General features: G+C 72.9%; 28 protein-coding genes. 15 read left to right on the plus strand and 13 right to left on the minus strand.

What is annotated here, in order from left to right; translation table 11 throughout:
* The first annotated feature begins 46 nt into the window (after nt 1-46).
* Nucleotides 47-1,237 (plus strand): glycosyltransferase, encoded by a 1,191-nt coding sequence (locus ACIBSW_RS30710; protein WP_354728135.1) that lies wholly within the window; start codon nt 47-49, stop codon nt 1,235-1,237.
* Here the strand turns inward: ACIBSW_RS30710 and ACIBSW_RS30715 are convergent.
* Nucleotides 1,234-1,644: a VOC family protein gene (locus ACIBSW_RS30715; protein ID WP_354728137.1), complete on the minus strand. Its 411-nt coding sequence runs from the start codon at nt 1,642-1,644 to the stop codon at nt 1,234-1,236. The genes ACIBSW_RS30710 and ACIBSW_RS30715 overlap by 4 nt on opposite strands.
* Nucleotides 1,637-2,485, minus strand: a complete 849-nt coding sequence (locus tag ACIBSW_RS30720; protein ID WP_354728139.1) for a helix-turn-helix transcriptional regulator — start codon at nt 2,483-2,485, stop codon at nt 1,637-1,639. Before ACIBSW_RS30720 ends, ACIBSW_RS30715 begins: the two co-directional genes overlap by 8 nt.
* 123 nt (nt 2,486-2,608) lie before the next feature.
* Here ACIBSW_RS30720 and ACIBSW_RS30725 point away from each other — a divergent pair, with 123 nt between their 5' ends.
* On the plus strand, nt 2,609-3,805 hold the full coding sequence (locus ACIBSW_RS30725; protein WP_354728141.1) for a methyl-accepting chemotaxis protein: 1,197 nt from the start codon (nt 2,609-2,611) through the stop codon (nt 3,803-3,805).
* Nucleotides 3,806-3,854: 49 nt separating this feature from the next.
* On the opposite strand, the gene ACIBSW_RS30730 is transcribed toward ACIBSW_RS30725, so the two are convergent.
* From ACIBSW_RS30730 to ACIBSW_RS30740, 3 genes are all read right to left on the minus strand, one after another.
* Nucleotides 3,855-4,358 (minus strand): hypothetical protein, encoded by a 504-nt coding sequence (locus tag ACIBSW_RS30730; RefSeq protein ID WP_354727680.1) that lies wholly within the window; start codon nt 4,356-4,358, stop codon nt 3,855-3,857.
* A gap of 67 nt (nt 4,359-4,425) precedes the next feature.
* On the minus strand, nt 4,426-6,063 hold the full coding sequence (locus ACIBSW_RS30735; RefSeq protein ID WP_354727678.1) for a RecQ family ATP-dependent DNA helicase: 1,638 nt from the start codon (nt 6,061-6,063) through the stop codon (nt 4,426-4,428).
* A 43-nt stretch (nt 6,064-6,106) separates the two neighbouring features.
* Nucleotides 6,107-6,247 (minus strand): hypothetical protein, encoded by a 141-nt coding sequence (locus tag ACIBSW_RS30740; RefSeq protein WP_354727676.1) that lies wholly within the window; start codon nt 6,245-6,247, stop codon nt 6,107-6,109.
* 186 nt (nt 6,248-6,433) lie between these two features.
* On the opposite strand from ACIBSW_RS30740, the gene ACIBSW_RS30745 reads away from it, so the two are divergent.
* The 8 genes from ACIBSW_RS30745 to ACIBSW_RS30780 all read left to right on the plus strand — a co-directional run bounded on the left by ACIBSW_RS30745 (nt 6,434) and on the right by ACIBSW_RS30780 (nt 12,041).
* Nucleotides 6,434-8,011 carry a glycoside hydrolase family 3 protein gene (locus ACIBSW_RS30745; RefSeq protein ID WP_354727674.1) on the plus strand — a complete coding sequence of 526 codons (1,578 nt, stop codon included), beginning with the start codon at nt 6,434-6,436 and terminating at the stop codon, nt 8,009-8,011.
* A 36-nt stretch (nt 8,012-8,047) separates the two neighbouring features.
* Complete coding sequence (locus ACIBSW_RS30750; RefSeq protein WP_354727672.1) at nt 8,048-8,377, plus strand: hypothetical protein; 330 nt, start codon at nt 8,048-8,050, stop codon at nt 8,375-8,377.
* A gap of 48 nt (nt 8,378-8,425) precedes the next feature.
* Nucleotides 8,426-9,244, plus strand: coding sequence for a DUF1206 domain-containing protein (locus tag ACIBSW_RS30755; RefSeq protein WP_354727670.1), 819 nt, complete (start codon nt 8,426-8,428; stop codon nt 9,242-9,244).
* Nucleotides 9,245-9,284: 40 nt separating this feature from the next.
* Nucleotides 9,285-10,472 (plus strand): mechanosensitive ion channel domain-containing protein, encoded by a 1,188-nt coding sequence (locus ACIBSW_RS30760; RefSeq protein WP_354727668.1) that lies wholly within the window; start codon nt 9,285-9,287, stop codon nt 10,470-10,472.
* Between the two features lie 74 nt (nt 10,473-10,546).
* Nucleotides 10,547-10,981: a phage holin family protein gene (locus ACIBSW_RS30765; protein WP_354727666.1), complete on the plus strand. Its 435-nt coding sequence runs from the start codon at nt 10,547-10,549 to the stop codon at nt 10,979-10,981.
* Entirely contained in the window at nt 10,978-11,268 is a 291-nt protein-coding gene (locus ACIBSW_RS30770) for a DUF3618 domain-containing protein (RefSeq protein WP_354727664.1), read from the plus strand. Before ACIBSW_RS30765 ends, ACIBSW_RS30770 begins: the two co-directional genes overlap by 4 nt.
* Nucleotides 11,265-11,537, plus strand: a complete 273-nt coding sequence (locus ACIBSW_RS30775) for a DUF4235 domain-containing protein (protein WP_354727662.1) — start codon at nt 11,265-11,267, stop codon at nt 11,535-11,537. The genes ACIBSW_RS30770 and ACIBSW_RS30775 overlap by 4 nt, the downstream gene beginning before the upstream one ends.
* Before the next feature lie 300 nt (nt 11,538-11,837).
* The gene (locus tag ACIBSW_RS30780) at nt 11,838-12,041 is read left to right on the plus strand and encodes a cold-shock protein (protein ID WP_011905669.1); all 204 of its coding nucleotides are present in this window, start codon (nt 11,838-11,840) and stop codon (nt 12,039-12,041) included.
* Between the two features lie 103 nt (nt 12,042-12,144).
* On the opposite strand, the gene ACIBSW_RS30785 is transcribed toward ACIBSW_RS30780, so the two are convergent.
* Nucleotides 12,145-12,348: a hypothetical protein gene (locus ACIBSW_RS30785; RefSeq protein WP_354727660.1), complete on the minus strand. Its 204-nt coding sequence runs from the start codon at nt 12,346-12,348 to the stop codon at nt 12,145-12,147.
* A gap of 10 nt (nt 12,349-12,358) precedes the next feature.
* On the minus strand, nt 12,359-13,336 hold the full coding sequence (locus tag ACIBSW_RS30790) for an aldo/keto reductase (RefSeq protein ID WP_354727658.1): 978 nt from the start codon (nt 13,334-13,336) through the stop codon (nt 12,359-12,361).
* A gap of 64 nt (nt 13,337-13,400) precedes the next feature.
* Between ACIBSW_RS30790 and ACIBSW_RS30795 the strand changes: the two genes are divergently transcribed.
* The gene (locus ACIBSW_RS30795; RefSeq protein ID WP_354727656.1) at nt 13,401-14,168 is read left to right on the plus strand and encodes a trans-aconitate 2-methyltransferase; all 768 of its coding nucleotides are present in this window, start codon (nt 13,401-13,403) and stop codon (nt 14,166-14,168) included.
* A gap of 9 nt (nt 14,169-14,177) precedes the next feature.
* Nucleotides 14,178-15,200, plus strand: a complete 1,023-nt coding sequence (locus ACIBSW_RS30800) for an adenosine deaminase (RefSeq protein ID WP_354727654.1) — start codon at nt 14,178-14,180, stop codon at nt 15,198-15,200.
* Here the strand turns inward: ACIBSW_RS30800 and ACIBSW_RS30805 are convergent.
* From ACIBSW_RS30805 to ACIBSW_RS30820, 4 genes are all read right to left on the minus strand, one after another.
* Nucleotides 15,197-15,361, minus strand: a complete 165-nt coding sequence (locus ACIBSW_RS30805; RefSeq protein ID WP_354727652.1) for a hypothetical protein — start codon at nt 15,359-15,361, stop codon at nt 15,197-15,199. The genes ACIBSW_RS30800 and ACIBSW_RS30805 overlap by 4 nt on opposite strands.
* Nucleotides 15,362-15,383: 22 nt before the next feature.
* A complete protein-coding gene (locus ACIBSW_RS30810) occupies nt 15,384-17,591 on the minus strand; it encodes an RICIN domain-containing protein (RefSeq protein WP_354727650.1) in 2,208 nt (735 codons plus the stop codon).
* Between the two features lie 242 nt (nt 17,592-17,833).
* On the minus strand, nt 17,834-19,243 hold the full coding sequence (locus tag ACIBSW_RS30815; protein WP_354727684.1) for a HAMP domain-containing sensor histidine kinase: 1,410 nt from the start codon (nt 19,241-19,243) through the stop codon (nt 17,834-17,836).
* An 8-nt stretch (nt 19,244-19,251) separates the two neighbouring features.
* A complete protein-coding gene (locus ACIBSW_RS30820) occupies nt 19,252-19,941 on the minus strand; it encodes a response regulator transcription factor (RefSeq protein WP_184991431.1) in 690 nt (229 codons plus the stop codon).
* 266 nt (nt 19,942-20,207) lie between these two features.
* Between ACIBSW_RS30820 and thrS the strand changes: the two genes are divergently transcribed.
* Both thrS and ACIBSW_RS30830 read left to right on the plus strand, forming a co-directional pair.
* Nucleotides 20,208-22,202, plus strand: a complete 1,995-nt coding sequence (thrS, locus tag ACIBSW_RS30825; RefSeq protein ID WP_354727648.1) for a threonine--tRNA ligase — start codon at nt 20,208-20,210, stop codon at nt 22,200-22,202.
* Between the two features lie 102 nt (nt 22,203-22,304).
* Nucleotides 22,305-22,844, plus strand: coding sequence for a hypothetical protein (locus ACIBSW_RS30830; protein ID WP_354727646.1), 540 nt, complete (start codon nt 22,305-22,307; stop codon nt 22,842-22,844).
* 15 nt (nt 22,845-22,859) lie between these two features.
* Here ACIBSW_RS30830 and ACIBSW_RS30835 read toward each other — a convergent pair whose 3' ends face one another.
* Entirely contained in the window at nt 22,860-23,849 is a 990-nt protein-coding gene (locus ACIBSW_RS30835) for a hypothetical protein (protein ID WP_354727644.1), read from the minus strand.
* A 97-nt stretch (nt 23,850-23,946) separates the two neighbouring features.
* On the opposite strand from ACIBSW_RS30835, the gene ACIBSW_RS30840 reads away from it, so the two are divergent.
* Complete coding sequence (locus tag ACIBSW_RS30840; RefSeq protein WP_354727642.1) at nt 23,947-24,501, plus strand: HIT domain-containing protein; 555 nt, start codon at nt 23,947-23,949, stop codon at nt 24,499-24,501.
* On the opposite strand, the gene ACIBSW_RS30845 is transcribed toward ACIBSW_RS30840, so the two are convergent.
* The gene (locus tag ACIBSW_RS30845) at nt 24,463-25,056 is read right to left on the minus strand and encodes a TetR/AcrR family transcriptional regulator (RefSeq protein ID WP_354727640.1); all 594 of its coding nucleotides are present in this window, start codon (nt 25,054-25,056) and stop codon (nt 24,463-24,465) included. The two genes, ACIBSW_RS30840 and ACIBSW_RS30845, sit on opposite strands and share 39 nt — an antisense overlap.
* Nucleotides 25,057-25,103 lie beyond the last annotated feature (47 nt).

Below are 25,103 nucleotides of genomic sequence, written 5' to 3' on the forward strand. Positions count from 1 at the left end.
TCGAATCCGGTCTTCTCCCGGAACCCACCTGTCGGAGGAGGACCCTGTGCGCATCGCCATGATCTCCGAACAGGCGAGCCCACTGCCCACCGCTGCCGCCGGCGCGCAGCAGCGTCATGTCGCCGACCTGTCCACCGCGCTGGCCGCCGCCGGTCATGACGTGCGGGTGTACACCCGCCGGGACGCGCCCGGCCTGCCCGAGACCGTGCCGATGGGCGAGGGCGTCCGCGTCGTGCATGTGCCCGCCGGCCCGGCGCGGGAGTTGCCGGCCGAACGGCTGCTGGCGCACATGGGCGAATTCGCGCAGTGGCTGCGTACCGAATGGCAGGAGGACGACTGGGTCCCCGAGGTCGCGCACGCGCACTTCTGGACCAGCGGCCTGGCCGCGGTCACCGCGGCCCGGCGGGTCGGCATCCCGGTCGTGCAGTCGTTCCACGAGCTCGGCGGCGCCGGCGCCGCCGATCAGGACGGGCCGTCGCGCAACGGCTACGAGCGCGCCCTGGGCCGCGCGGTCGACAGGGTGGTGGCCCAGAGCCAGGACGAGGCGCGCGGCCTGGTGCGCATCGGCGTACCCCGGGCGCAGCTGACGGTGGTGCCCGCGGGCGTCGACAGCGAACTCTTCACCCCCGAGGGGCCGGCCGCCGAGCGCGACCCGGGGCGGACCCGCATCCTGTCCGTCGGACGGCTGGCCGAGCGCAGGGGCCACGGCGACGTCATCCAGGCCATGCGCTACGTGCCCGGCGCCGAGTACGTCGTCGTCGGCGGCCCGCCCGCCGACCGGCTCGCCACCGACCCGCAGGCCAAGCGGCTGCGGGCCATCGCCGAGCACTTCCGGGTCGCGGACCGGTTCCGCCTGGTCGGCGGCGTGCCGGGCGCCGAGATGCCGCGCTGGTACCGCTCCGCCGACCTGCTGGTCGCGGCGCCCTGGCAGGAGCAGTCCCTGCTGACCTCGCTGGAGGCGATGGCCTGCGGCCTGCCGGTGATCGGCACCGCCGTCGGCGGCCTCGGTGAGGCCGTCGTGGACGGCCTCACCGGAGACCTGGTGCCCGCCCGAGACCCCCGTGCCCTGGGCGGCGCAGTGCGGCGGCTGGTCAACGACAAGGTCCGGCGATTCGCGTACGCGACGGCGGCGCTGGACCGGGCCCGGCAGGCGTACTCGTGGAAGCGCGTCGCCTCCCAGTTGGGCTCGGTGTACTCGGCCGTGGCCGGCTACCGCTCCGGCGAGGCGATCGCTTAACGCGGCTCGCCGCGGTACGTGCCGAACGACCACAGGTTGCCCTCCGGGTCGCGGGCGGCGAAGTCCCGCGAGCCGTAGTCGGTGTCCGCCGGCGCCCTGACGATCGTCGCGCCGCACTTGAGCGCCCGGTCGTGCAGCCCGTCCGGGTCGTCGGTGACCACGTACGCGCCGAAGGTGCCGGGCTTCAGCGCCCAGATGTCGTCCGGGTCGTCGCGGTGCGAGCCGAGCATGATGCCGCCGCCGGGCGGCCAGGACAGCTCGGCGTGGTCGACGCGGTCACCCTCGCCGTGCACCGAGGTCTCGGTGAAGCCGAACGCGTCGACCAGGAAGCGGATCAGGGCGCGCGCGTCGCGGGCCCGCAGCGTGGGCCACACCTGCGGTGGTGGGGTCGTTTTCGTCTCAGCCATGGGTGCCATCCTCGCTGCGCCGCGCGGATGAGTCTTGGACGAAAGTGAACTCGTCGGCCAGCCAGCGCGACGGCGAGCAGCCGGCCAGCGCCCGGAACTCGCGGCTCAGGTGTGCCTGGTCGTAGTAGCCGGCGTCGGCGGCGAGGTCGGCGAGCCGGGTCCGCGGGTCGAGCCGGCGCCGGGCCCGGTCGAAGCGGACCACCCGGGCGGCCTCCTTGAGCCCCAGCCCGGTCTCGACCCGGAACCGGTCGGTGAGATGGCGGGCGCTCCAGCCGACCTCGTCGGCCAGGGCCCGGACGCCCAGGTTGCCGCCGGTCGCCAGCAGCCGTCCGAAGGCGTGCGTCACGTCCGGGTGAACCTCGGCGGCGCGGCGGCGGGCGAGCGCGAGCAGCGCGGCGTCCACCGCCGCGAACCGGCCCGGCCAGTCCGGCGCGGCCCGCGTCAGCTCGCGGAGCTCCTCGGCGGCGGCCGCGCCGAGCACGTCCGCCAGGTCCAGGTCGAGGCCCGCCAGCTCGCCCGCGGGCAGGCCGAACAGGGCGCGGCACCCCAGCGGATGCACGGCGGCCTGCACGCCGGACTGCCGGCCGCCGTGCGCGATCAGGGTCGGTGCCAGGTGCAGGCCGCCGACCAGCGCGTCGTAGCGCCGCGCCGGCTGCCGCCGGTCGGGGTGCGCGCACAGCACGAGCGGGTCGTCGAGGGTCAGCACCAGCGTCACGTACGGCGACGGCAGCCCGCGGTGTGTGACGCACGGCACACCGGCCTGCCGCCAGCCCGAGAAGTGCGCGACGTACGGCCGCAGCGCGGGGGACGGCCGTGCCCACGCGGACTCGTCCACCACCATGTTCCGAGCATCTCACCCGTACGGGGCGCGGCAGAGTCATAAAAGCCTCACGTATCACCCCGTCCGGTCGACCTTGCGGTAAGGCCCACCGTGGGCCGCAAACCGTTGCCCGAAGGTGATCAGGTGAAGTTGTCGAACCTCAAGGTCGGACGCCGGCTCGGTGCCGGCTTCCTCGTGGTGATTCTCTGCATGATCGCGCTCACCGCGATCGCGATCTTCAAGGTGGGCGGGATCAGCGAGGGGCTGGCCGCCGTCGACACGGCCGAGGCGGCGCGGGCCCGTGACGCCGCCGACGGCCTCGTGACCACGCTCGTGCTCGGCTGCCTGCTGGCGGCCGTCGTCGCGGCCGTACTCGCCTGGCGGATCACCCACAGCATCACCCGGCCCATCAACGACGCCGCGAGCGTGCTGGCCGGGGTCGCGGACGGCGACCTCACCCATCGGGTGAACGTGACCTCCACCGACGAGGTCGGCCGGCTCGGCCTGTCGGCGAACGCCGCGCTGACCCTGGTCAGCAAGGTCATCTCGGAGCTGACGCACAGCGCCGAGGGGCTGGCGGACACCAGCCGCCGCATCGGCGGCCTGTCCGGGCAGATCGCCCGTGGCGCGGAGGAGTCCTCGGCACAGGCGAACGTCGTCGCCGGCGCCGCGCAGGAGGTCTCCCTCAACGTGCAGACCGTCGCGGCCGGCGCCGGGGAGATGGGCGCGTCGATCAGCGAGATCTCGCACAACGCGCACGAGGCGGCCACCGTCGCGGCCGGCGCCGTCGACCAGGTCCGGATCACCACCGAGACCGTGTCGCGCCTCGGCGACTCGAGCCGCATGATCGGCGACGTGGTCAAGGCGATCACCAACATCGCCGAGCAGACCAACCTGCTCGCGCTCAACGCCACCATCGAGGCGGCCCGGGCCGGCGAGGCCGGCAAGGGCTTCGCGGTGGTCGCCGGTGAGGTCAAGGACCTGGCGCAGGAGACCGCCCGGGCGACCGAGGACATCTCCCGGCGGGTCGAGGCGATCCAGGCCGACACCGCGAGCGCCGTCGCGGCCATCGCCGACGTCACCGAGGTCATCACCCGGATCAGCGACTACCAGACCACGATCGCCTCGGCCGTCGAGGAGCAGACCGCGACGACCAACGAGATGAACCGCAGCGTCGGCGACGCGGCCGCCGCGTCCGAGCAGATCGCCGTGAACATCGGCAGCGTGGCCGACGCGGCCCGGAACACGACCGCCTCGGTCGACGAGTCCCGGCGCGCGTCGGGCGAGCTCGACGAGCTGAGCCGCTCGCTGCAGGCCCTCGTGGCCGGGTTCCGCGTCTGATCGAGCCTGCACCGCGCCGGCGCCTCGGGCGCCGGCGCGGTCGCGGGTGTCAGCCGGCCAGGACCTTCGCCAGCTCGTCGCGGAAGGTGCGCTCGTCCTCGGTGACGGTGTCGCCGCCGATGCCGAGGACGCCGCCGGTCGACGCCGCGCCGACCACGCTCTCCGCGATCTCCACCAGCCAGTGCTTGTAGGTCTCCGCGTCCGCCGCCGGGACCTTGCCGGAGAGCAGGACCGCCGCCTGCGCGGCCCGCTCGAGCACGTCCTGGGCGTAGCCGACCGGGTCGGCCGGCTCGATCGCCGGCAGCACCTCGCCGCGTTCCGGGTCGCCGGTCAGGTCCAGGACGGCCCCGGCGATCGCGGCGACCAGCGCGCTGGCCGAGCCGCGCGCGTCGGCGATCTCGTCGAGGCCCGCGGCCGTCTCGGCGCGGGTCTTGCGGGCGCTGTCGTGTGTCGCCACGCTCGCGGCGGTCAGTACCGACTGCGGCAGGCCGACTAGCAGCCCCCACTCGCTGTCGGTGAAGCCGAACTCGGCGTACTGCGGTGCGTCCGTCACTGATCCTCGCTTCTCTCGCTGTCGACAGAATGTCGACGTTACCCAGAACGCCGCACCGGGAACCCGGCTACCCGGCCGTGAGGAGCCGCTGCTCGGTGACGACCGGCACGGAGAGGGTCTTGTAGCCGACGGTCTCGAAGAGCACCGTCATGCGCTCCGCCTCGTAGCCCATCACCATGCCCGGGCCCCACTCGGCGTGCCGGACCGTGCTGTGCACGGCGAACGGCTCGTCGGCGCGGTCGCGCGCGGTGCGCCCGGTCGCGCCACCGGCGCAGTTGTCGCAGTGCCCGCAGTGCTTCGCGAGGTGCTCGCCGAAGTAGGCCAGCAGGGTCTGCGTGCGGCAAGCGGTGGTCTGCGCGAAGGCCCGCATCATGTCGATGCGGGACCGCTGCACGACCTGGCGCCGCTCGTGCTCCGCGGCGGCGGCCTCCGCCGCGGCGGCGGGCAGCGGCGCGAAGACCGGGACCGTCCACTTGTTGCCCTGCCCGGCGACGGCGGCGCCGACCTGCTCGAGCAGCCCCAGCAGCGCGCCGAGCCGGCGAGGGCTGAGACCGCTCTTCTTCTGCAGGGCGGTCTTCGTGGCCGGGCCGGCGCGCAGCGCGGCCGCCAGCTCGCGCAGCTCGACCGGGTCGGGGCCGCCGCCGTTGAAGAACCGCTGGATCGCCTCGTCCTCGGCGCGCCAGAGCAGCAGCGCGCGGCCCGGCTCGCCGTCGCGGCCCATCCGGCCGATCTCCTGGAAGTAGCTGTCCGGCGAGTCCGGCAGGGCCATGTGCGCCACCCAGCGGATGTTGGCCTTGTCGATGCCCATGCCGAAGGCCGACGTGGCGACCATGATGTCGATCTTGTCGGCGGTGAAGTCCACGTGCCGCTGCTCGCGGGGGCCCGCGGCCATGCCGCCGTGGTAGAAGTCGGCCCGGTAGCCGGCCCCGGTGAGGCGCTCGGCCAGCTCCTCGGCGGCGCGGCGGGTGGCGACGTAGATGATGCCGGGGCGCGGCACGGAGTCGAGCAGCGCGACGAGCCGGCGCCAGCGGTAGTCCTCGTCGGGGCAGTGCGCCACCTCGAGGAAGAGGTTGCGCCGGTCCAGGCCGGACACGTGGATCTCGGGCCGGTGCAGGTCCAGCCGGGCGATGATGTCGTCGCGCACCGGCGGCGACGCGGTGGCGGTGAGCGCCAGCACGGGCGGCCGGCCGATGCCCTTGATCAGGTGCCCGAGCGACAGGTAGTCGGGCCGGAAGTCGTGTCCCCAGGCGGAGATGCAGTGCGCCTCGTCGATCGCGACCAGCCCGGGCCGCAGCGCGCGCACCTCGGCCGTCCACTCCGGATTGCTGAGCTGCTCCGGGGTGATGAAGAGGAACTCCGCGCGGCCCTCGGCGACCTCCCGGATCGCCTCGCGCTGCTGGCGGGGTGTCTCGGCCGAGCTGACCCGGACCGCGCGGACCCGGGGGTCGGCGCGCTCGTTGAGCGCGGCGATCTGGTCCTGCTGAAGGGCGAGCAGCGGCGAGATCACCACCGTCGGCCCGGGCAGCAGGACCGCCGGGATCTGATAGATCGCCGACTTGCCGGCGCCGGTGGGCAGCACGACGAGCGCGTCGCGGCGGCGCAGCACGGCCCGCATGGGCTTGAACTGGCCGGGGCGCAGGGTGGGCCAGCCGAAGTGCCGGCGGGCGACCCTGCGCAGGCGGGGGCCGTATATGGGTAGCTTCATCGAGCGGCCATTGTGCCCCAGGGGTGCGACAGGCAAACCGCCGTCACTTACCGCCGAACATCCGGCGGATCGCCCAGAACAGGATCAATGCCCCCAACGCGACGCCGAGCAGCTTCACGGCGTGCACCTGCGACCAGTCCACTCCGGAGGCGGCCAGGACCGGGGAAATCGCGTCGTTCTGCACGCGCCGAAGCCTATCCGGACGAGCGATGGACCGAACACTTTAAGTAGGCTTAATAGAAAGGTTTGTTGACTGAAACCCGGAAGTGGGTGACCATAAGTCGTCGCCGCGCCCATGACGGTCCCGGTCGATCACGTTGGGGGACGTGCTCGCTGAGCGCGTATGTCGTCACCGGAGGTACGCGGACTTATGCCGAATCATGGGGAACTGCCGGAGCTGGCCGCGACGGTTCTTCAGCCGGGATTCGTCGGCACCACGGTGCCCGACTGGGTCCGCCGCGCGCTCGGCGAGGGGCTGGGCGGCGTCGCGCTGTTCGCCCGCAACGTCGAGACGCCGGCGCAGGTCGCCGCCCTGACCGCGCAGCTGCGCGCCGAACGCCCGGACGTCATCGTCGCCATCGACGAGGAGGCCGGCGACGTCACCCGGATGGAGTCGCGGCACGGCAGCTCCCGCCCCGGCAACCTGGGCCTGGGCGCGATCGACGACACCGAGCTGACCAGCGCCGTCGCCCGGGACCTGGGCCTCGAGCTGGCACACGCGGGCATCACGCTCGACTACGCGCCGGACACCGACGTCAACAGCAACCCCGACAATCCGGTCATCGGGGTACGGGCGTTCGGCGCCGAGCCCGATCTGGTCGCCCGCCACGGCGCGGCGTGGATCCGCGGTCTGCAGGAGTCCGGCGTGGCCGCCTGCGCCAAGCACTTCCCGGGCCACGGTGACACCGCCGTCGACTCGCACCACGCCGTACCGCTGATCGATCGCAGCCGCAAGCGCCTCGCCGAGGTCGAGCTGGTGCCGTTCCGGGCGGCCATCGCCGCCGGGGTGCAGTCGGTGATGACCGGCCACCTGCTGGTGCCCGCCTACGACCCGGACCTGCCCGCGACGCTGAGCCGGCGCATCCTCACCGGGCTGCTCCGCGAGGAGCTGGGCTTCGACGGGCTGATCGTCACCGACGGCATCGAGATGCAGGGCGTGCGCCGCACGTACGGCCTCGAGGGCGCCACGGTGCGGGCCCTGGCCGCCGGCGCCGACGCCATCTGCGTCGGCGGCGACCACGCCGACGAGCACACCGCGATCCGGCTGCGGGACGCGATCGTCGCCGCCGTCCGCGACGGCGAGCTGCCCGAGGCGCGGCTGCGGGACGCCGCCGAACGGGTACGCCGGCTGGCCGCCTGGACGCAGCGGACGCAGACCGCGATCGGCGCCCGTGCCGTCGCCGACGCCGCCGGCTCCGGCGCGCACGAGGTGGCGGTCATCGGCGGCTCGGCCGTCGGCCAGGCCGCCGCCCGCCGCGCGGTCCGGGTCACCGCCGCCGCGGCGGCCCCCGAGCTGCCGCTCACCCGGGCGCCGCACGTCGTCGAGTTCTCGCCGGAGCGCAACATCGCGATCGGCGCCGAGACGCCGTGGGGCGTCGGCGCGCCGCTGAGCACGCTGCTGCCCGGCACCACCTCGGTGCGGCTGTGCGCCGAGGACCTGGCGGGCGTCGCCGACGTCGCGGCGCTGATCCTGGCCGGGGTCGGCGCCCGCCCGCTGGTGCTCGTCGTGCGGGACGCGCACCGGCACCCGTGGATCGCCGCCGCGCTCGAGCACGCCCTCGCCGCGCGGCCCGACGCGATCGTGGTGGAGATGGGCGTGCCGGTCGCGGTCAGCGGCGGGATACACCTGGCGACGTTCGGGGCGACCCGGGCGTGCGGCCAGGCGGCCGCCGAGATCATCGCCGGCACCTCGGTGCCGCACCCGTCCCGGCAGGCGATCGCGGCCTGAGCGCCCGGGCTGGTGCGCGAGAAGTACCCTAGGCCCGTGACAAACGCCCCGGTACGCCGCCTCGCCGCCCTGTTCACCGCCGCAACCCTCGGCCTGACGCTGCTCGCCGGGTGCAGCAGCGACAACGTCGACTGCAGCCTGGACCAGTGCACGGTCACGCTGGAGCGCAGCACCAGCGCGAGCGCCAGCGTCCTCGGCGTGGAGGCCAAGTTCGTCAGCGCCGACGCGAACACGGTGACCCTCGACGTGGCCGGTGAGCAGATCCAGCTGACCAAGGGCCAGCAGGCCGTCGACGTCGGTGGCCTTCAGGTCTCGCTGGACAGCATCACCGCCGACAACATCAGCTTCGTGGTGGCACGCCAGTAGCGGGTGCGGCAGGTTTCAACTCTCGCGGCGCTGGTGATACCAGGTCGCATGTCTGCCACCGAGCAAGTCCGCGGCACGGCCTCACGGGCCGCCGAGAGCAAGCCCCTCGAGCTCCTCGCCCGTGGCGGCTTCATCATGTACGGCGTCATCCACCTGCTCTTCGCCTGGCTCGCGCTGCAGGTCGCCTTCGGCAACTCGGCCGAGAGCGACCAGTCCGGCGCGATCCGGCACCTCGCCGCGCAGCCGTTCGGCCGGTTCCTCGTCATCGTCTCCGTCATCGGCATGTTCGCCCTGGCCGTCTGGCAGGCCTTCGAGGCCGTCATCGGCGAGAGCGGCGCGCGGGGCCGGACGGCGATGGCCGAGCGGGTCGTCTCCGCGTTCCGGGCGGTGCTGTACGTCTACTTCGCCTGGATCGGCATCAAGGTGCTGCAGGGCGCGAACGCCTCGACCGGCGACAGCCAGGAACAGAACGCCTCGTCCATGATGGACGGCTCCGGCGGCCGTCTGCTCATCGGCCTCATCGGTGTCGTGGTCGCCGCCATCGGCATCGGCCTGGTGGTCTACGGCGTCACCGGCAAGTTCGAGAAGCACCTCAACACCCACCAGATGAACGCCACCGTGCGCAAGACGACCCGGCGCCTCGGCGTCGCCGGCTACTCCGCCAAGGGCGTGGCCTACACGATCTCCGGCGCCCTGATCGTGGCCGCCGCGCTCACCTACGACCCGGAGAAGGCACGCGGCCTCGACGCCGCGCTCAAGCTGCTGGCCGGCCAGCCGTACGGGCCGTGGCTGCTGGGCCTGGTGGCGCTGGGTATCGCCGCGTACGGCGTCTACTGCTTCTCGCAGTCGCGCTACCGCAAGGTGTGACGTGTATACCTAGGCGCTGGCACCCAGAAGGGGAGACTCCTTGACCAGCGTTCTGACCGCCCTGCTCGCCGTCGTCATCGCGGCGGGCTCGGCGCTTCTGCTCGCCGAGGCCGTGCACTGGATCGTCAGGCGCCTCGGCCGGCGATCGACCCTGCTGAGCGAGCTGGCGGCGACCGCGCACCGGCCCTTCGTCGCGCTGCTGACCGCGTTCGCGGTGCAGCAGGCGGTCCGCGGTTTCGCGGGCGACTTCGCCGGCCGCGAGCTCGTGCTGCACGGCCTGGTGCTGCTCGTGATCGCCTCGGCGGCCTGGCTCGTCGGCGCGCTCCTGCTGGTGTTCGAGGACGTCGCGCTGGCGCGCTGGCGGGTCGACGTGCCGGACAACCTGAAGGCCCGGCGGCTTCGGACCCAGGTGGTGATGCTGCGCCGGGTCACCGTGGCCGGCATCGTGGTGGTCACCGCGGGCGTGATGCTGATGACCTTCCCCGAGGTGCGCGCCGTCGGGGTGAGCCTGCTGGCCTCGGCCGGCCTGATCAGCGTCATCGCCGCGCTGGCGGCGCAGAGCACGCTGGGCAACCTGATCGCCGGCCTGCAGCTCGCCTTCAGCGACGCGGTGCGCATCGACGACGTGGTCGTCGTCGAGAACGAGTGGGGCCGCATCGAGGAGATGACCCTGACCTACGTCGCGGTGCAGATCTGGGACGACCGGCGCCTGATTCTGCCCACGTCCTACTTCACCACCAAGCCGTTCCAGAACTGGACGCGTACCGACTCCGCCGTGCTGGGGACCGCCGAGCTCGACGTGGACTGGTCGGCGCCGGTCGAGCCCCTGCGGGCCGAGCTGCGCGCGGTCTGCGAGGGCACCGAGCTGTGGGACGGCCGGGTGTGCGTTCTGCAGGTTACCGACGCGGTCGGCGGTATGATCCGGCTACGGGCCCTGGTCAGCGCCGGCGACGCCGGCTCGCTGTGGGACCTGCGCTGCCTGGTCCGGGAGCGGCTCGTCGCCTGGGTGTACGAGCACCGGCGCGACTCGCTGCCGCGGCTGCGCGCCGACGTGGCGAACGCGGGGCCCGCCGAGCTCGCCGAGCCCGCGGTACCGGCGCAGCCCGGTCCGGACGCCCCCGACGACGGCCGGGTCTTCGGCGGCGCGGGCGACGGCGACGAGCGGGCCGCCACCTTCGGTGGACCCGAGGACCCCTCGAGAGCCTCCACGTCCGGTATGCGGCAGTAATTCCGGGCCATGGTTTGCGAGGATTGATCCGGCCCTGCGCAGGGCATTAAGCCGTCATTGGGAAGGAGGACACCATGGCCGATGTCCTGAACGGTAGCCCGGCCCGTCCGGTGACCGACCAGTCCACCTCGGAACTGGTACAGCATGCGACCGAGCAGCTGTCCCGGCTGGTGCGGGACGAGATCACCCTTGCGAAGGCGGAGCTCGCGGAGAAGGCTAAGCACGCCGGAATCGGTGCGGGCCTGTTCGGCGGGGGTGCGGCGTTCGCGTTCTACGGCGTCGGCGCGCTGTTCGCCACGCTGATCATCGTCCTCGACCTGTTCCTGCCGCTGTGGCTCGCCGCGTTGATCATCACCGTGGTGCTGTTCGCCGCGGCCGGTGTCCTGGCGCTGTTGGGCAAGCGGCAGGTCGGCAAGGCCGTCCCGCCGGAGCCGTCGGCCGCCATGGCCAGCGCGAAGGCGGACGTCGACGAGGTCAAGCACGCGATCAAGACCAGGAGCCTGGCATGAGCAACATGAACGGATCGGCAGGTGGGCGGCCCGATGTGGCCGCGCTCCGTGAGGACATCAAGCAGACTCGTGCCGATCTCGGGGAGACCGTGCAGGCCCTCGCGGCCAAGGCGGACGTGAAGGCCCGGGCGAAGGAGCAGGTCGAGCAGACCAAGCAGCGGGCGCGGGCGCAGGTGCACGAAGCGTCCGTGAAGGTGCGGCGCAACGCGGTGCCGTTCGCCGCCGCGCTCGTGGCGGGCGCCGCCCTGATCGGCGCCATCCTGATCGTGCGGGGGAGGCGCAGGTGAGCCACGTGCTGCGGAAGGTGGCGTACAAGCCCGTGGGGCTGCTGCTCGGCGTCGCGGCCGGCGCGGTGGCGGGCTTCGTCTTCAAGGAGGTCTGGCGGCTGGCCTCCGGCGACGACGACGCGCCGAACGCCACCGACGAGGACCGGGGCTGGGGCGAGGTCATCGCCGCGGCGGCGCTGCAGGGCGCGATCTTCGCGACGGTAAAGGCGCTCGTCGATCGCGGTGGCGCGGCCGGCATCCGGCGCATCACCGGCGAGTGGCCGGACTGACATTTCGACTCGTATAGACCGTGGCCGGAGGCCTCGACCGGACTTCGCATAGACCCCGGTCGAGGCCTCCGGCGCCCGTCTGAGCGCTGCTGAAGGCCAATTAAGGCCCGGTGGGGACCGAACTGGATTCGCTCTAGGGGCAGCCTTCGGACTGCTTCTTCGGGTACAGTGTGGCCAGTTTTTGTGTATGTGGTTCAGGGGCCAGTCCTTCTGAAAAGCCGCCCCCTCGCGGTGCCGCTGCTCGAAAACGACCATCGGCCCCGCATCACCGGGCCGGCATTTTCAGAAGGAGAGTTCAGCATGGCGCAAGGAACCGTGAAGTGGTTCAACGCAGACAAGGGCTTCGGCTTCATCACCGTCGACGGCGGGGGTGCTGACGTGTTCGTCCACTTCTCGGCCATCCAGACGAGCGGCTACCGCACTCTGGAAGAGAACCAGCGGGTCGAGTTCGAGATCGCCCAGGGCCAGAAGGGCCCGCAGGCGGAGCAGGTTCGCCCGCTCTGAGACCAACCTGCCGGTGGCGACGCCGGCCGTCGATCGCCTGGCGGAGATCGGCTTGAGTGACCCCGCATCCCTCCTCAGGGGGTGCGGGGTTTTTCTGTGCCGGTTACTGCTGCTTGCTCCGCGCGCGGACCCGGACGCCGGTGACGATCATCAAGAGCCCGGCGACCACGACGATCGGCCCGATGACGGCCCAGAGCGTCACGCCGCTCATCGCGCTGCCGCCGAGCAGGTCGAGGCCCTGCGCCGTCCAGAGCCCGCCGACCACGACGCAGAGCGCGCCCGCGGTGAGCCAGGTCCACCCCTTCATCTGCACTCCCTCACCAGCGGTCATGGACCTGCGGCCTGATCAACTCGTGGTAGACGGCCCGGACCGCCTCGCTCGCCGCGGCGTCCAGCGGCGCCAGCGCGGCGGCCGCCGCGTTGCCGCGCGCCTGCTCCGGGCTGCGTGCGCCGGGGATGACCACGGTGACGCCGGGCTGGTCGGCGATCCAGCGCAGGGCGAACTGCGCCATGGTGGCGCCCGCCGGCACGTGCGGCCGCAGCCGGCGCACGGCCTCGAGCCCGGTGCCGAAGTCCACCCCGGAGAAGGTCTCGCCGACGTCGAAGGCCTCGCCGTGCCGGTTGTAGTTGCGGTGGTCGTCGGCGCCGAACGTGGTCTGCTCGTCGTAGCGGCCGGAGAGCAGGCCGCTGGCCAGCGGCACCCGGGCGATGATGCCCACGCCGGCGGCCGCGGCGGCGGGCAGCACCCGCTCCAGGGGCTTGAGCCGCAGCGCGTTCAGGATGATCTGGACGCTCGCGGTGCCGGGCCGCTCGATCGCTGCCAGGGCCTCGTCGGCCTTCTCCACGCTCACGCCGTAGGCCGCGATGCGCTTCTCCTGGACCAGCGTGTCCAGGGCGTCGTAGACCGCGCCGGTGGAGAAGACCGGGGTCGGCGGGCAGTGCAGCTGCACCAGGTCGAGGGTGTCGACGCCGAGGTTGGCGCGGGAGCGGTCGGTCCAGGCCCGGAAGTTGTCGAGCGAGTAGTGCTCCGGCTCCTGCGGCACCCGGCGGCCCATCTTGGTCGCCACGGTCAGCTCCGGCCGGCCCTTGATGAACCGGCCGATGACCTGCTCGCTGCGGCCGTCGCCGTAGACGTCGGCGGTGTCGATGAACGTGACGCCGGCGTCGACCGCCGCGGCGAGCGTCGCGTGCGCGTCGTCCTCGCTGACGGTGCCCCAGTCGGCGCCGAGCTGCCAGGCGCCGAGCCCGATGACGCCGACGCTGCGGCCCATCCGGTCGAAGGTGCGATTCTCCACGTCGTGACCCTATCCGTCCGGTGGTACGGTGCAAAAAAGACGTACGTACGGTTTGGAGGCTCGCATGTGGGATCCCGCCGTCTATCACCGCTTCGGCAACGAGCGCTCGCGCCCGTTCTTCGACCTGGTCGCCCGGATCGGCGCCGAGCGGCCGCGGGCCGTCACCGACCTCGGCTGCGGATCCGGCGAGCTCACCGCGACCCTCGCGGCGCGCTGGCCCGGCGCGCGGGTCTCCGGCCTCGACTCCTCGCCCGAGATGATCGGGAAGGCGCGGGGCCTGGAAGCGCCGGTGGAGTTCGCCGTCGCCGATCTGCGCGACTGGCGGCCCGGACCGGACACCGACGTGGTGGTCAGCAACGCCGCGCTCCAGTGGGTGCCCGACCACCGTGACCTGATCGGCCGGTGGGCCCGGGAGCTGCCGTCCGGCGCCCGGTTCGCCATGCAGGTGCCCGGCAACTTCGGCGCGCCGTCGCACCGCGCCCTGCAGGAGCTCGCCCGCAGCCCGCAGTACCGGGCGGAGATCGGCGAGATCGTGCGGGAGGCCCCGGTGGACGATCCGAGCGGCTACGCCGCGCTGCTGACCGGCGCCGGCGCGGCCGTCGACGCCTGGGAGACCACCTATGTGCACCTGCTGCCCGAGACGGGCCCGGACCACCCGGTCCTGCGCTGGATGGAGGGCACCGCGCTGCGCCCGGTGAAGGCGGCGCTGGACGACACGCGGTGGCGCGATCTCCGTGCCGCGCTCGGCGCCCGGCTGGCGGCCGAATACCCTGCGCAGAACGGGTTTGTGGCGTTCCCGTTCCGCCGGATCTTCGTGGTTGCCGAACTTTAGGGGGAGAAGTTGACCGATCTGACCTCGTTCATCGCCGGGTTGCCCAAGGCCGAATTGCACGTGCACCACGTCGGATCCGCCTCGCCGCGCATCGTCGCCGAGCTGGCGGCCCGGCACGAGGGTGAGAGCCCGGTGCCGGCCGATCCGGCGGCGCTCGCCGACTACTTCGCGTTCCGCGACTTCGGCCACTTCATCGAGGTCTACCTCAGCGTGGTCGACCTGATCCGGGACGACGAGGACGTCCGGACGCTCACCTACGAGGTGGCCCGGGAGCTGGCCCGCCAGCAGGTCCGGTACGCCGAGCTGACCATCACGCCGTACTCGCACGTGCGGCGGGGCATCCCGGCGGCGGAGTTCTGCGCGGCCATCGAGGACGCCCGGCGCAGCGCCGCCGGCGACTTCGGGATCGACCTGCGCTGGTGCTTCGACATCCCGGGCGAGGCGGGGCTGCCGGCCGCCGAGGAGACGCTGCGGATCGCGCTCGAGCAGCGGCCCGACGGGCTGATCAGCTTCGGGCTCGGCGGCCCGGAGGTCGGTGTGCCGCGGCCGCAGTTCAAGCCGTACTTCGACAAGGCCCGCGCGGCCGGGCTGCGCAGCGTCCCGCACGCGGGTGAGACCACCGGGCCGGAGACGATCTGGTCCGCGCTGCGCGACCTCGGCGCCGAGCGCATCGGCCACGGCATCTCCGCCGCCGGCGACCCGGAGCTGATGGCCTACCTGGCCGACAACCAGGTGCCGCTGGAGGTCTGCCCGACCTCGAACGTGCGGACCCGGGCCGTGCCGAGCCTCGACGAGCACCCGCTGCCGGCGCTGGTCGCCGCGGGGGTGCCGGTGACGATCAACTCCGACGACCCGCCGATGTTCGGCACCACCCTGGAGGAGGAGTACGCGGTCGCCGCCCGGCTGCTCGGCCTCGACCAGGCCGGGGTCGCCGAGCTGGCCCGCGCGGCCGTGCGCGCCTCGTTCCTCCCGGCCGGCGGCAAGTCCGCCCTCCTGGCCGAGATCGACGGCTACGCGGCCGGCACCGTCTAGCGGCCGAAGCCGGCGTACAGGGGGTCCTGCCAGACCGCCAGCACGGCGAGGATGCCCAGCGTCAGGATCGTCACCACCCGCACGACCCGGCGCCGGTTGAACCGGCCCGGGTCGTCGTCCGGCTCCAGCTCCGGGTCGGTCCGTACGTCCGTGTCCAGCATCGTGACTCCCCTCGCCCGGAACTCAGCCGGGTACCGCCGTCCAACTCTGGTGCCGGGCCTTGTCCGGCTGCTGCAGGACGAGCAGCCGGGCGGCGCCGAAGCGCTGGCTGCCCACGCCGGCGACCAGGTCACCGACGGTGGTACGCAGGCTGAATCCGTGGTCCGTGGCGAACAGCGACCACCGGCCGCCGTCGGCGCTCGCGCAGTCGCCCTGCACCAGCGGCGCGCCCGCCACCGGGTTGCCGCCCAGCGGCACCACGCACTTTCCGGTGGCCCGGGACTGCAGGGAGTAGCCGCCCCCGCCGGCCGGCACGAGCCGCCACTGCTGCTGCGAGTCGCCGTCCACCCCGCCGAGCGACACCGGTGTGCCGTTGGCGGTCCGGGCCGCGTACAGGTCGGCGGCGCCGCCGGTCAGCGAGTTCGTCAGCACGAACCACGCGTTCGCCGCCGGCCGGGCCGCGGGCGCCGACTGCGCCGTGCCGCGGGCGGTGTAGCCGTTCGCGGCGCTGCGGATGGTCACCTGGTACTTGGCGTCCGGCCGTAGCCCGATCAGCCGGGCCCGGGTGGCGACCGTGGTCGCGACCCGTACCCCGTCGACCTCGACCTCGTACGTCGCATTCGGCGCGGCGGCGCCCCAGGTGAGCCGGACGGAGGTGCTGGTCGGCTCGCGTACCTCGAGGAACGCCTGCGCCGGCGCGGCGGCCAGGTCCGTGGTGACGACCTGCGGCGGCGGCCCGGTCGCCTCCTCGGCGGGCGCACCCGTCGTCGGCGCCGGCAGGCCGGGCACCGGCACCAGCGGGCCGGGCGGCGCGCCGTCGCCGCCGCCGTCGGACGCGTCGCCGCCGCTCGCGCCCGGCACGGGCACGACCGGCGACTGCGTCCCGGTGGACGGCGTGGCCCGCGGGGTCACCGACGGCCGCGCGTCGGGCTGGTCCGGTGCGGCCGGCGCCTCGCTGCCGCCGTCGCCGCCGAGCAGGAACTCGCTCTGCGCGACGTTCCAGTTCTTCGCCAGGTAGCTGCCCGGGGCCGGGTCGGTGCTGAAGTAGTCGTCGTGACCGCAGTCGAGGCGGTTCTCGTGCTTCTTCGGGCAGACCGTGCGCAGCGCGGTGCCCGAGCGGTCGCCGGCGCAGAGCAGGTCGTGGTCGTCGGTGCAGCTGCCGGCGCCGGTGGAGTTCGGCGAGTCCAGCAGCAGGGCGCCCAGCATCTGGGTGGTCTGCTGGGCGGCGACCGCCGAGCTCCAGCACCCCGCGTCGACCCGGCCGTACGACGGCCCGCCGTTGTTGCGGTTGCCCAGCCCCGGCCGGTTGTCGGCGACGAACGTGCCGATGCCGCAGTACACGTTGGTGTCCGCGAAGATCAGGTACTTGCGGTCGGTGCGGTTGTAGCCGAGCGTCTGCAGCGCGGCGATGTTGCCGGTGAACGACTCGAGCGCGCCCTCGGGCAGCTGCACCTCGGCGACGTCGACCCGGCACTGCGGCGTCGTCACGAAGCGCAGGTGGCGGGAGCCGCCGGTCTCGGCCGCGCTCGCGTCGAAGATCTGGTCGACGCCCGCGGACCAGGTGCGGATCGAGCCGACGAAGCCGGTGTAGCGGCTCGGCGTGCCGAACTCGTGCAGGTAGAGCACCTGGACCCGCTTGCCGGTCCGGCCGTCGCCCTCGCAGGCGACGTCGTGCGCGCCCATGATGAAGTCCGCCTCGCCGGGCGCGGCGTCCGGGATCAGCGCGGGTGCGCCGGGCGACAGGGAGCTGCCGCCCTGGTCGCGGACGATCTCGGCGTCCGCCGGCACCGTCGCGGCCTCGAGCCGCGGCTCCTCCGGCTCCGGCGCCTTCACGGTCACCGGCGGCACGTCCCGGCTCACCGCGAGCCCGGCCGGCGCGGTGTCCGGGCCGTGCGTGCAGGTCTCCTCGTCGAGTTCGTACATGCCCGCGCAGAGCGAGCCCTTGCCGGCCGGCACCAGGCCCTCGTAGACCAGGCCCTGGCCGGGGTCGTCCTGAGGCAGGGACGCGTAGGTGATCCGCTCGCGGTCGCCGTCGTCGTCCGGGCTCCAGGCGTCGCCGACGACGCTCGGCCCGACCACCCCGCCGATGCCCAGCACGGCGACGCCCAGCACCACCGCCGGCAGCAGCCGGTGCGGTCGGGATGTCGCGCGACGCCGCCCGCGCTCGGGGACGGGACGCCGCCGGCCCGGCAGCGCCTCCGCGCGCAGCGCGGACTGTCGGTGGCTGGACAAACCATCTCCTCGTGCTGCGGGGGCGCGGTGGGAGGGGGTTATGGGGTGACCACCTCCCACCGCTGATCGGCTCTTCCGGCCCAGGATGTGGGGTCGTGCCGTGGGATGCGGGCCGGACAGCCGGGTGGGACCGGGATAGAGCGTGTCAGTCCTGGCGCGCCAGGGGAACGCCTTTAATACAGATCTAAGCAATTGTTGTACCGTCCGGGTGTTTCGCCTGGGCGGTGCTTGGCGGCCGGCGTTCACGTCTCGTCCGTGCGCTGATGCGGCCACTTGCGCTTCACCGGATCGCGTTCCCGGGCCAGCCGGCCGACCAGCCCGAACCGGCTCGCCTGTTTCGGCAGGGCCTCGGCGTCGGCCAGCAGCATCACCACGCTGGCGCCGCCCATCGCGGCCCGGTCGATGCTCACCGAGCCGCCGGTGGCCTGCGCGGCGCGCCGCGCGATGTCCAGGCCGAGGCCGGTCGAGCCCTGCTCGCTCTCGCCGCGGCGCAGGGCCTTCTCCGGGTCGTCGATGCCCGGCCCCGCGTCGTCGACCCGGACCGCCGCCCACCCGTCGCGCCGGGTGATGCCCACCTCGAAGGCGGTGCCCTGCGGGGTGTAGCGGAACACGTTGCCGAGCACGGCGTCGAGCGCCGCCGCCAGCTCCGCCCGGGCCACCGGCACCGGGATGCGCAGGTGCGCGCCGACCACCCGGTACTGCCGGTTCTGATCGCCGGCGAGCGCCGACCAGAAGACCATCCGGTCGCGGACCACCTCGCTCGCGTCGCAGACGCCCTCCTCAGGCGCGGCGACCTGGGCGGCGACCGCCTGCCGGGTGGTGTTGATCAGCTGGTCGACCTCGGCCTCGAGGGTGACGATCGCCTGCCTGATCCGCCGTATCCCGCGCCGGCGGTCCAGCTCGGCCGCGGAGTACTCGCCGATGTGCGTGTCGTCGGGGTCCAGCGCCTCGGCGTCCAGGCGCAGCACCGTCAGCGGCGTCCGCAGCCGGTGCGACAGGTCGGCGACCAGCTCCCGCTCGCTGGTGCGCGAGGTGACCAGCCGGTCGGCCATGCGGTTGAACGCGTACCCGGCCTCGGCCAGCTCGCGCGGGCCGGACGGGTGGATGCGCACGCCCAGGTCGCCGCCGCCGACGGCCATCGCGGCGTGCACCAGGCCGCGCACCGAGGCGACCGCGCCGCGGGCCAGCCGGTCCACCACTATCACCGAGCCGATGACCAGGACCAGCATGATGCCGAGCAGGATCCACAGGTCGCGGGCGGTGCCAGCGTTCAGCTCGTCGTCGCTGACGAAGACCTCGACGACCGACGTCTTGTTGCCGGTGCGGGCGGGCTCCAGCACCACCAGGCCGCCGTCCACGTCGATCACGAGCGGCTCGGTGCCCTTGGCGGCGTCGAGGACGTCGTCGGCGCCCGCGCGGGTGTTGCCGGTCGCGCCCGGCGGGTGCACGATCAGCCCGCCGCCGGCGCCCGCGACGGCGGCGTCGAGCGCCTTGGCGTTCGCGCCGGACACGACGGCGCCCGCGACCTTGGCGCTGCGCTGCTCGGCGGCGGAGACGGCCTGTTCGCGGTGGTCCTGACGCAGCTCCCAGCCCAGCGGGACGAGGAACGCGAGTGCGGCGATGGTGGTGGTGGCGGCGCTGACATAGGCCAGCCGCGCCCTCAGTCCGGCGCCACCAACCGGAATCCGACCCCCCGCACGGTGCGCAGGTAACGAGGCTTCGCCGCGGACTCGCCCAGCTTCCGACGTAGCCAGTACAGATGTACGTCGATCGTCTGGTCCTCGCCGACTGACGGCTGTCGCCATACCTCCTCCAACAGCTCACGACGCGAGACGACCCGGCCCGGACGGGCGGCCAGGTAAGCCAGCAGGTCGAACTCCTTGCGGGTCAGTGCCAGCGGCTGCTCGGCCAGGCTGGCGCTGCGTTCGCCGATGTCCACCCGCAGGTCGCCGACCTCGTGCACGGCGGGCTGGGTGGTCCGGCTGGCCCGGCCGACGCGGCGCAGCACCGTGGTGATCCGCGCGTCCAGGTGCGCACCGGTGAACGGCTTGACCATGTAGTCGTCGGCGCCGGCCCGGAGCAGGCGCACGACCGTCTGCTCATCGTCACGCGCGGTAGCGATGATGATCGGGATGTCGGTGATGCCGCGCAGCATCCGCAGCGCGTCCGAGCCGTCCAGGTCGGGCAGGCCCAGGTCGAGCACCACCAGGTCAGGCGTCTCCGCGGCGACCCGGCGCAGGGCGTCGAGCGCCGTACCGACGGCGTGCACGGCGTGTCCCCGGTCGGCCAGCGACCGGAGCATCGCACCGCGCACGACGTGGTCGTCCTCGACGAGCAACACCGTGGCCATGCGAAGAAGGTACTGCCCTTGGCAAGCCAGGCCGAATTTGTCATTGAGAGGCAGCTATCAAGCACGGAGGGTAGTCACATTGCGGACTACTCGGACAGATGGCGGTGACGTGGGACGCCGCCTCCCCGCCGTCCTGACCGACAGTGACGGTCTCGATCTCCGTTCGCCCCGTCGCGGAATCCGGTGGCCGCGTCGCGCGAAGGATGAGCAAATGGACCTACTAGCATCGTTGTCGACCCCGCAATTCCAGTGAATGGAGAATCACCGTGTCTGCACCCCGTACCCAAGTCGTGGCCGACGCCCTAGTCGTCCCGGCCGGGACTACGGCGGCCGACGCGGTGGCCGCCGCCGGCCTGCCCGTCGCGGGCCCGAAGGCGATCGTCGTCGTGCGCGACCCGGCCGGCCGGCTCCGCGACCTGAACTGGGCGCCGGAGCTGGACACCGAGGTAACCCCGGTGCCGCTCGACTCGCCCGACGGGCTCAACGTGCTGCGCCACTCGACCGCGCACGTGCTCGCCCAGGCCGTGCAGGACATCTTCCCGGAGGCGAAGCTCGGCATCGGCCCGCCGATCGAGAACGGCTTCTACTACGACTTCGACGTGCCCAAGCCGTTCGTGCCCGAGGACCTGGCGCGGCTCGAGAAGCGGATGCAGGAGATCGTCAAGTCGGGACAGACCTTCCGGCGCCGCGAGTACGGCTCGCTGGACGAGGCCAAGGTCGAGCTGGCGGATGAGCCGTACAAGCTGGAGCTCGTCGACATCAAGGGCGACGTCGACGACGCCGAGGTCATGGAGGTGGGCGGCGGCGAGCTGACCCACTACGACAACCTCGACAAGGACGGCGAGCGCGTCTGGGGCGACCTGTGCCGCGGGCCGCACCTGCCCAGCACCCGGCTGATCGGCGCGTTCAAGCTGATGCGCAGCGCGGCCGCGTACTGGCGGGGCAGCGAGAAGAACCCGCAGCTGCAGCGGATCTACGGCACCGCGTGGCCGACCCGCGACGAGCTGAAGGCGTACCAGAAGGTGCTGGAGGAGGCCGCCCGCCGCGACCACCGCAAGCTCGGCGCCGACCTCGACCTGTTCTCCTTCCCCGAGGAACTGGGCTCCGGCCTGCCGCTGTTCCACCCGAAGGGCGGCATCATCCGCCGCGAGATGGAGAACTACTCGCGGATCAAGCACGAGGAGGCCGGCTACTCCTTCGTGAACACCCCGCACATCACCAAGGGGCACCTGTTCGAGACCTCCGGGCACCTCGACTGGTACGCGGACGGCATGTTCCCGCCCATGGAGATGGAGGGCGCGAACTACTACCTCAAGCCGATGAACTGCCCGTTCCACGACCTGATCTTCCGGTCCCGGGGACGGTCCTACCGCGAGCTGCCGCTGCGCATGTTCGAGTTCGGCACCGTCTACCGCTACGAGAAGTCCGGCGTCGTGCACGGCCTCACCCGGGTCCGCGGCATGACCCAGGACGACGCGCACATCTTCTGCGCCGAGGACCAGCTCGAGGCCGAGCTGACCTCGCTGCTCACCTTCGTGCTGCAGCTGCTCAAGGACTACGGCCTGGACGACTTCTACCTGGAGCTGTCCACCCGCAACCCGGAGAAGTCGGTCGGCTCCGAGGAGAACTGGGAGATCGCCACCGAGACCCTGCGCCGGGTCGCCACCGAGTCCGGCCTCGACCTGGTGCCGGACCCAGGCGGCGCGGCGTTCTACGGCCCGAAGATCAGCGTGCAGGTCAAGGACGCGATCGGCCGGACCTGGCAGATGTCGACCATCCAGCTCGACTTCAACCTGCCGGAGCGCTTCGAGCTCGAGTACTCGGCGGCGGACGGCACCCGCAAGCGGCCGATCATGATCCACCGGGCGCTGTTCGGCTCGATCGAGCGCTTCTTCGGCGTGCTCACCGAGCACTACGCGGGCGCGTTCCCGGCCTGGCTGGCGCCCGTGCAGGTGGTCGGCATCCCGATCCGCGACGACCACGCGGACTACCTGGGCGAGTTCGTGGCCCGGCTCCGCAAGGAGGGCATCCGCGCGGAGGTCGACTACTCCGACGACCGGATGCAGAAGAAGATCCGCACCGCGCAGCAGCAGAAGATCCCGTTCATGGCGATCGCCGGCGACGACGACGTGAACGGCGGGACCGTCTCGTTCCGTTACCGCGACGGCTCCCAGCGCAACGGCGTGCCGCTGGACGAGGCGGTGGCGCACGTCGTCGACGTGGTGCGCTCGCGGGTCAACACCGGGCCGTCCGCGGCCTGAGATAGCGCGGTGCCGGGGTAGGCGCGCGGCCGCGCGCCCACCCCGGCCCAACCGCCGCCGGTCCGTGACCGTCGTGTGACGACGGTCGATGAGCATTCCACTGTGCGGCGTTCATTCGGTACGGCGGCCGCGGTGCTGATCTCCTGGTCGGCGCTGGGCGGCTGCTACCTGGGCCCGGACCCGGTGCAGATCGCGGCGCTGGCCGTGATCGACGGCCGGCCGACGGCGGTCCTCGCGGCCTGTGGAAAGACGTCGGTCGGCGTCGAACTGTCCCTGGACGACGCCGTCGAGGGACAGATCACCCGTTGGTCGGTGACGGTCGACGTTCCGGAAGGTGCCGAGCGGGTCGACGTAGAGCTGTTCGGTAAGGCGCGGCCGGGCTGGGATGTCACCACCGAGAACACCGGCGGCATCCTCAGCGTCGTGCCGCTGACCGCCATCGAACCGGGCCGGTCCTACCTCCTCGACTCGGCCAACTACGGGCCCGAGGGTTCGGTCGCGCCGAGGCTCGCCTTCACCGCGGCCGACCTGCCCAGGATCGGGCCGGGTCAGGTGCTGGCCACCGCCGGCCGGGAACGTTCGGAGATCATGTCGCTCGACACCTTCGTCGACGAGCGCTGCCGCGCGTCCCTGGCCGAGTAGCCCGGACGCCGGGGATCAGCTCAGCGGCGGGATCCAGGAGTCCGGGTCGGCGCAGTCCCCGATGGTCATCCGCTCGACCAGGCGGTCCAGCTCCGCGCGCGGCAGGGCCGCCTCGATCGTGACGACGCAGCGTTCCGCCTGGACGGTGAGCCGCCGGCCCTCCTCGTACCAGGCCCGCAGCCCGGCGCTGCTGGTCGCGCCCGTCAGCGCGGCGCGGCGCGCGTCCCAGCCGGCGTCCCTGGGTGCGGTCAGGACGGTGACGTCGAGCCCGTGCGGCGCGGCCGCGTACACGCCGGCGCCGGCCGGCCTGCGGGCGGCCGCGCTCAGGCCGATCGCCGACGGCCGCCGGTCGATCCGCTGGTCGGGGGAGCGCACGTAGGTCAGTTGCAGCCCGGCCGGGAGGCCGGCGCCGAGGCGCAGCGGCATCCGCAGGTCGCGGGGCGCGCCGACGCGGACGGCCGCGGCCAGCCGGAGCAGGTCGTCACGGTCGACGGCCGCGCCGCCGGTGGCGCGGGCCGGGTCGGCGTAGACGACCACCCAGACGCCGGACGGGTCCGGTCGGCCGACCGCCGCGGTGCGCCACGGCCGCGCGTCGCCGGCGGTGTGCTCGGGGAAGACGAAGTCCGGCAGGTAGAACGCGCCGTTGACCGGCTCGCCGGCGCGGAACTGGCCCTCGTCCAGGGTGCCCGGCGGGAACGCGGTCACCTCGCCGCCGTAGACGCCGTCCGGCCTGCTGCTGAACGCGACGTCCTGCACGGTCAGGCTCTGCCGCCCGCCGTCGGCGACCGCGGCGGTCACCAGGTACCCCGCCGTCGCGTCGAGGCCGAGCGTCAGCTGCCAGGGCTGCCGCACGACGGCGACGGCCGCCGGCGGTGCCGTCGCCTCGTCGTCGCCGCGCATCCAGATCACGCCGAGCGCCACCGCCGCGGCGCAGCCGACGAGCGCCACCACCGCCAGTGCCGTCGGCGACACCTCTCGCCGGGGCCGGGAATGCGTCCCACCCATGGTCGTCCACCTCGCATCGATCACCGCCACTCTATGACGTACGTCGATGTCTTCCGCGCGCGGGCGGTCCGGTGGGTACCTGGCCTAGGGTGAGAGGGTGAGTGACGCTGGGCAAGGCGCTGAGGAGGCGGACGGCCTCGACCGTCTCTGGACGCCGCACCGGTTGGCGTACATCACCGGCGAGGGCCGCCCCGAGGGCGGTTACGAGAAGCCGGCCGGCTGCCCGTTCTGCGTCGCGCCGGGCCTGCCCGAGGGCGAGAGCCTGGTGGTGGCGCGCGGCCTGCTGGTGTACGCGGTGCTGAACCTGTACCCGTACAACCCCGGGCACCTGCTGGTCTGCCCGTACCGGCACGTCGCCGACTACACCGAGCTGACCGAGCAGGAGACCGTCGAGGTCGCCGCGTTCACCCGGCGGGCGATGCGGGTGATCCGGCATGCGAGCAGCCCGCACGGCTTCAACCTCGGCATGAACCAGGGCTCGGTGGCCGGCGCCGGGATCGCCGCGCACCTGCACCAGCACGTGGTGCCGCGCTGGGGCGGCGACGGCAACTTCATGCCGGTGATCGGGCGGACCAAGGTGCTGCCGCAGCTGCTCGGCGACACCCGGGCCCTGCTAGTGAAGTCCTGGGCCGAGGTCACCGACCAGGCCTGAGAGCGCGCGGACCCCGGCGGCGATCTGCTCGGCCGACGGGGCGTGCTCCGGGTCCGTCAGCCACTGGGTCATCACGCCCGACATCAGCGCCAGCGACACCGAGCCGACCGTGCGTACCGTCGGCTCGTCGAGGCTTTCCTCGTCGCGGGCCGTGAGCAGCGCGGCCAGACCGCGCCGGCCCTGCTCCATGCCGGCGGCGATCTGGGCCTTGAGCTCGGGGGAGTGCTCGCTCTGCAGCATCGCCTCGACGCTGGCCAGCCAGAGCTCGCGATGGGTGCCGAGGGTGCCGATCACCCGCCGCCAATAGCGCACCAGCGGGTCGTCGGTCCCGTCGTCGGCCCCGGTGGCCAGGGCCGCGCCGATCGCCTCACCCCACTCCTCGATCGCGCTGAGCATGGCCGCGTTCATCAGGCTCTGCGTCGAGCCGTAGTGGTAGCCGATCGAGCCGAGGTTGGTGCCGGAGGCCGCGACGATGTCCCGGGCGGTGGTGCGCGCGTAGCCCTTCTCGTACAGGCAGCGCTTGGCTCCGGCGAGCAGGTCTTCGCGGTGTCCCATGGTCGACATCCTAAGTTCTATACAAACGTATAAGACATTTGTATAGT

This window comes from Actinoplanes sp. NPDC049668 (genome assembly GCF_044465445.1).
In the GTDB taxonomy this organism is placed as follows: Bacteria; Actinomycetota; Actinomycetes; order Mycobacteriales; family Micromonosporaceae; genus Actinoplanes.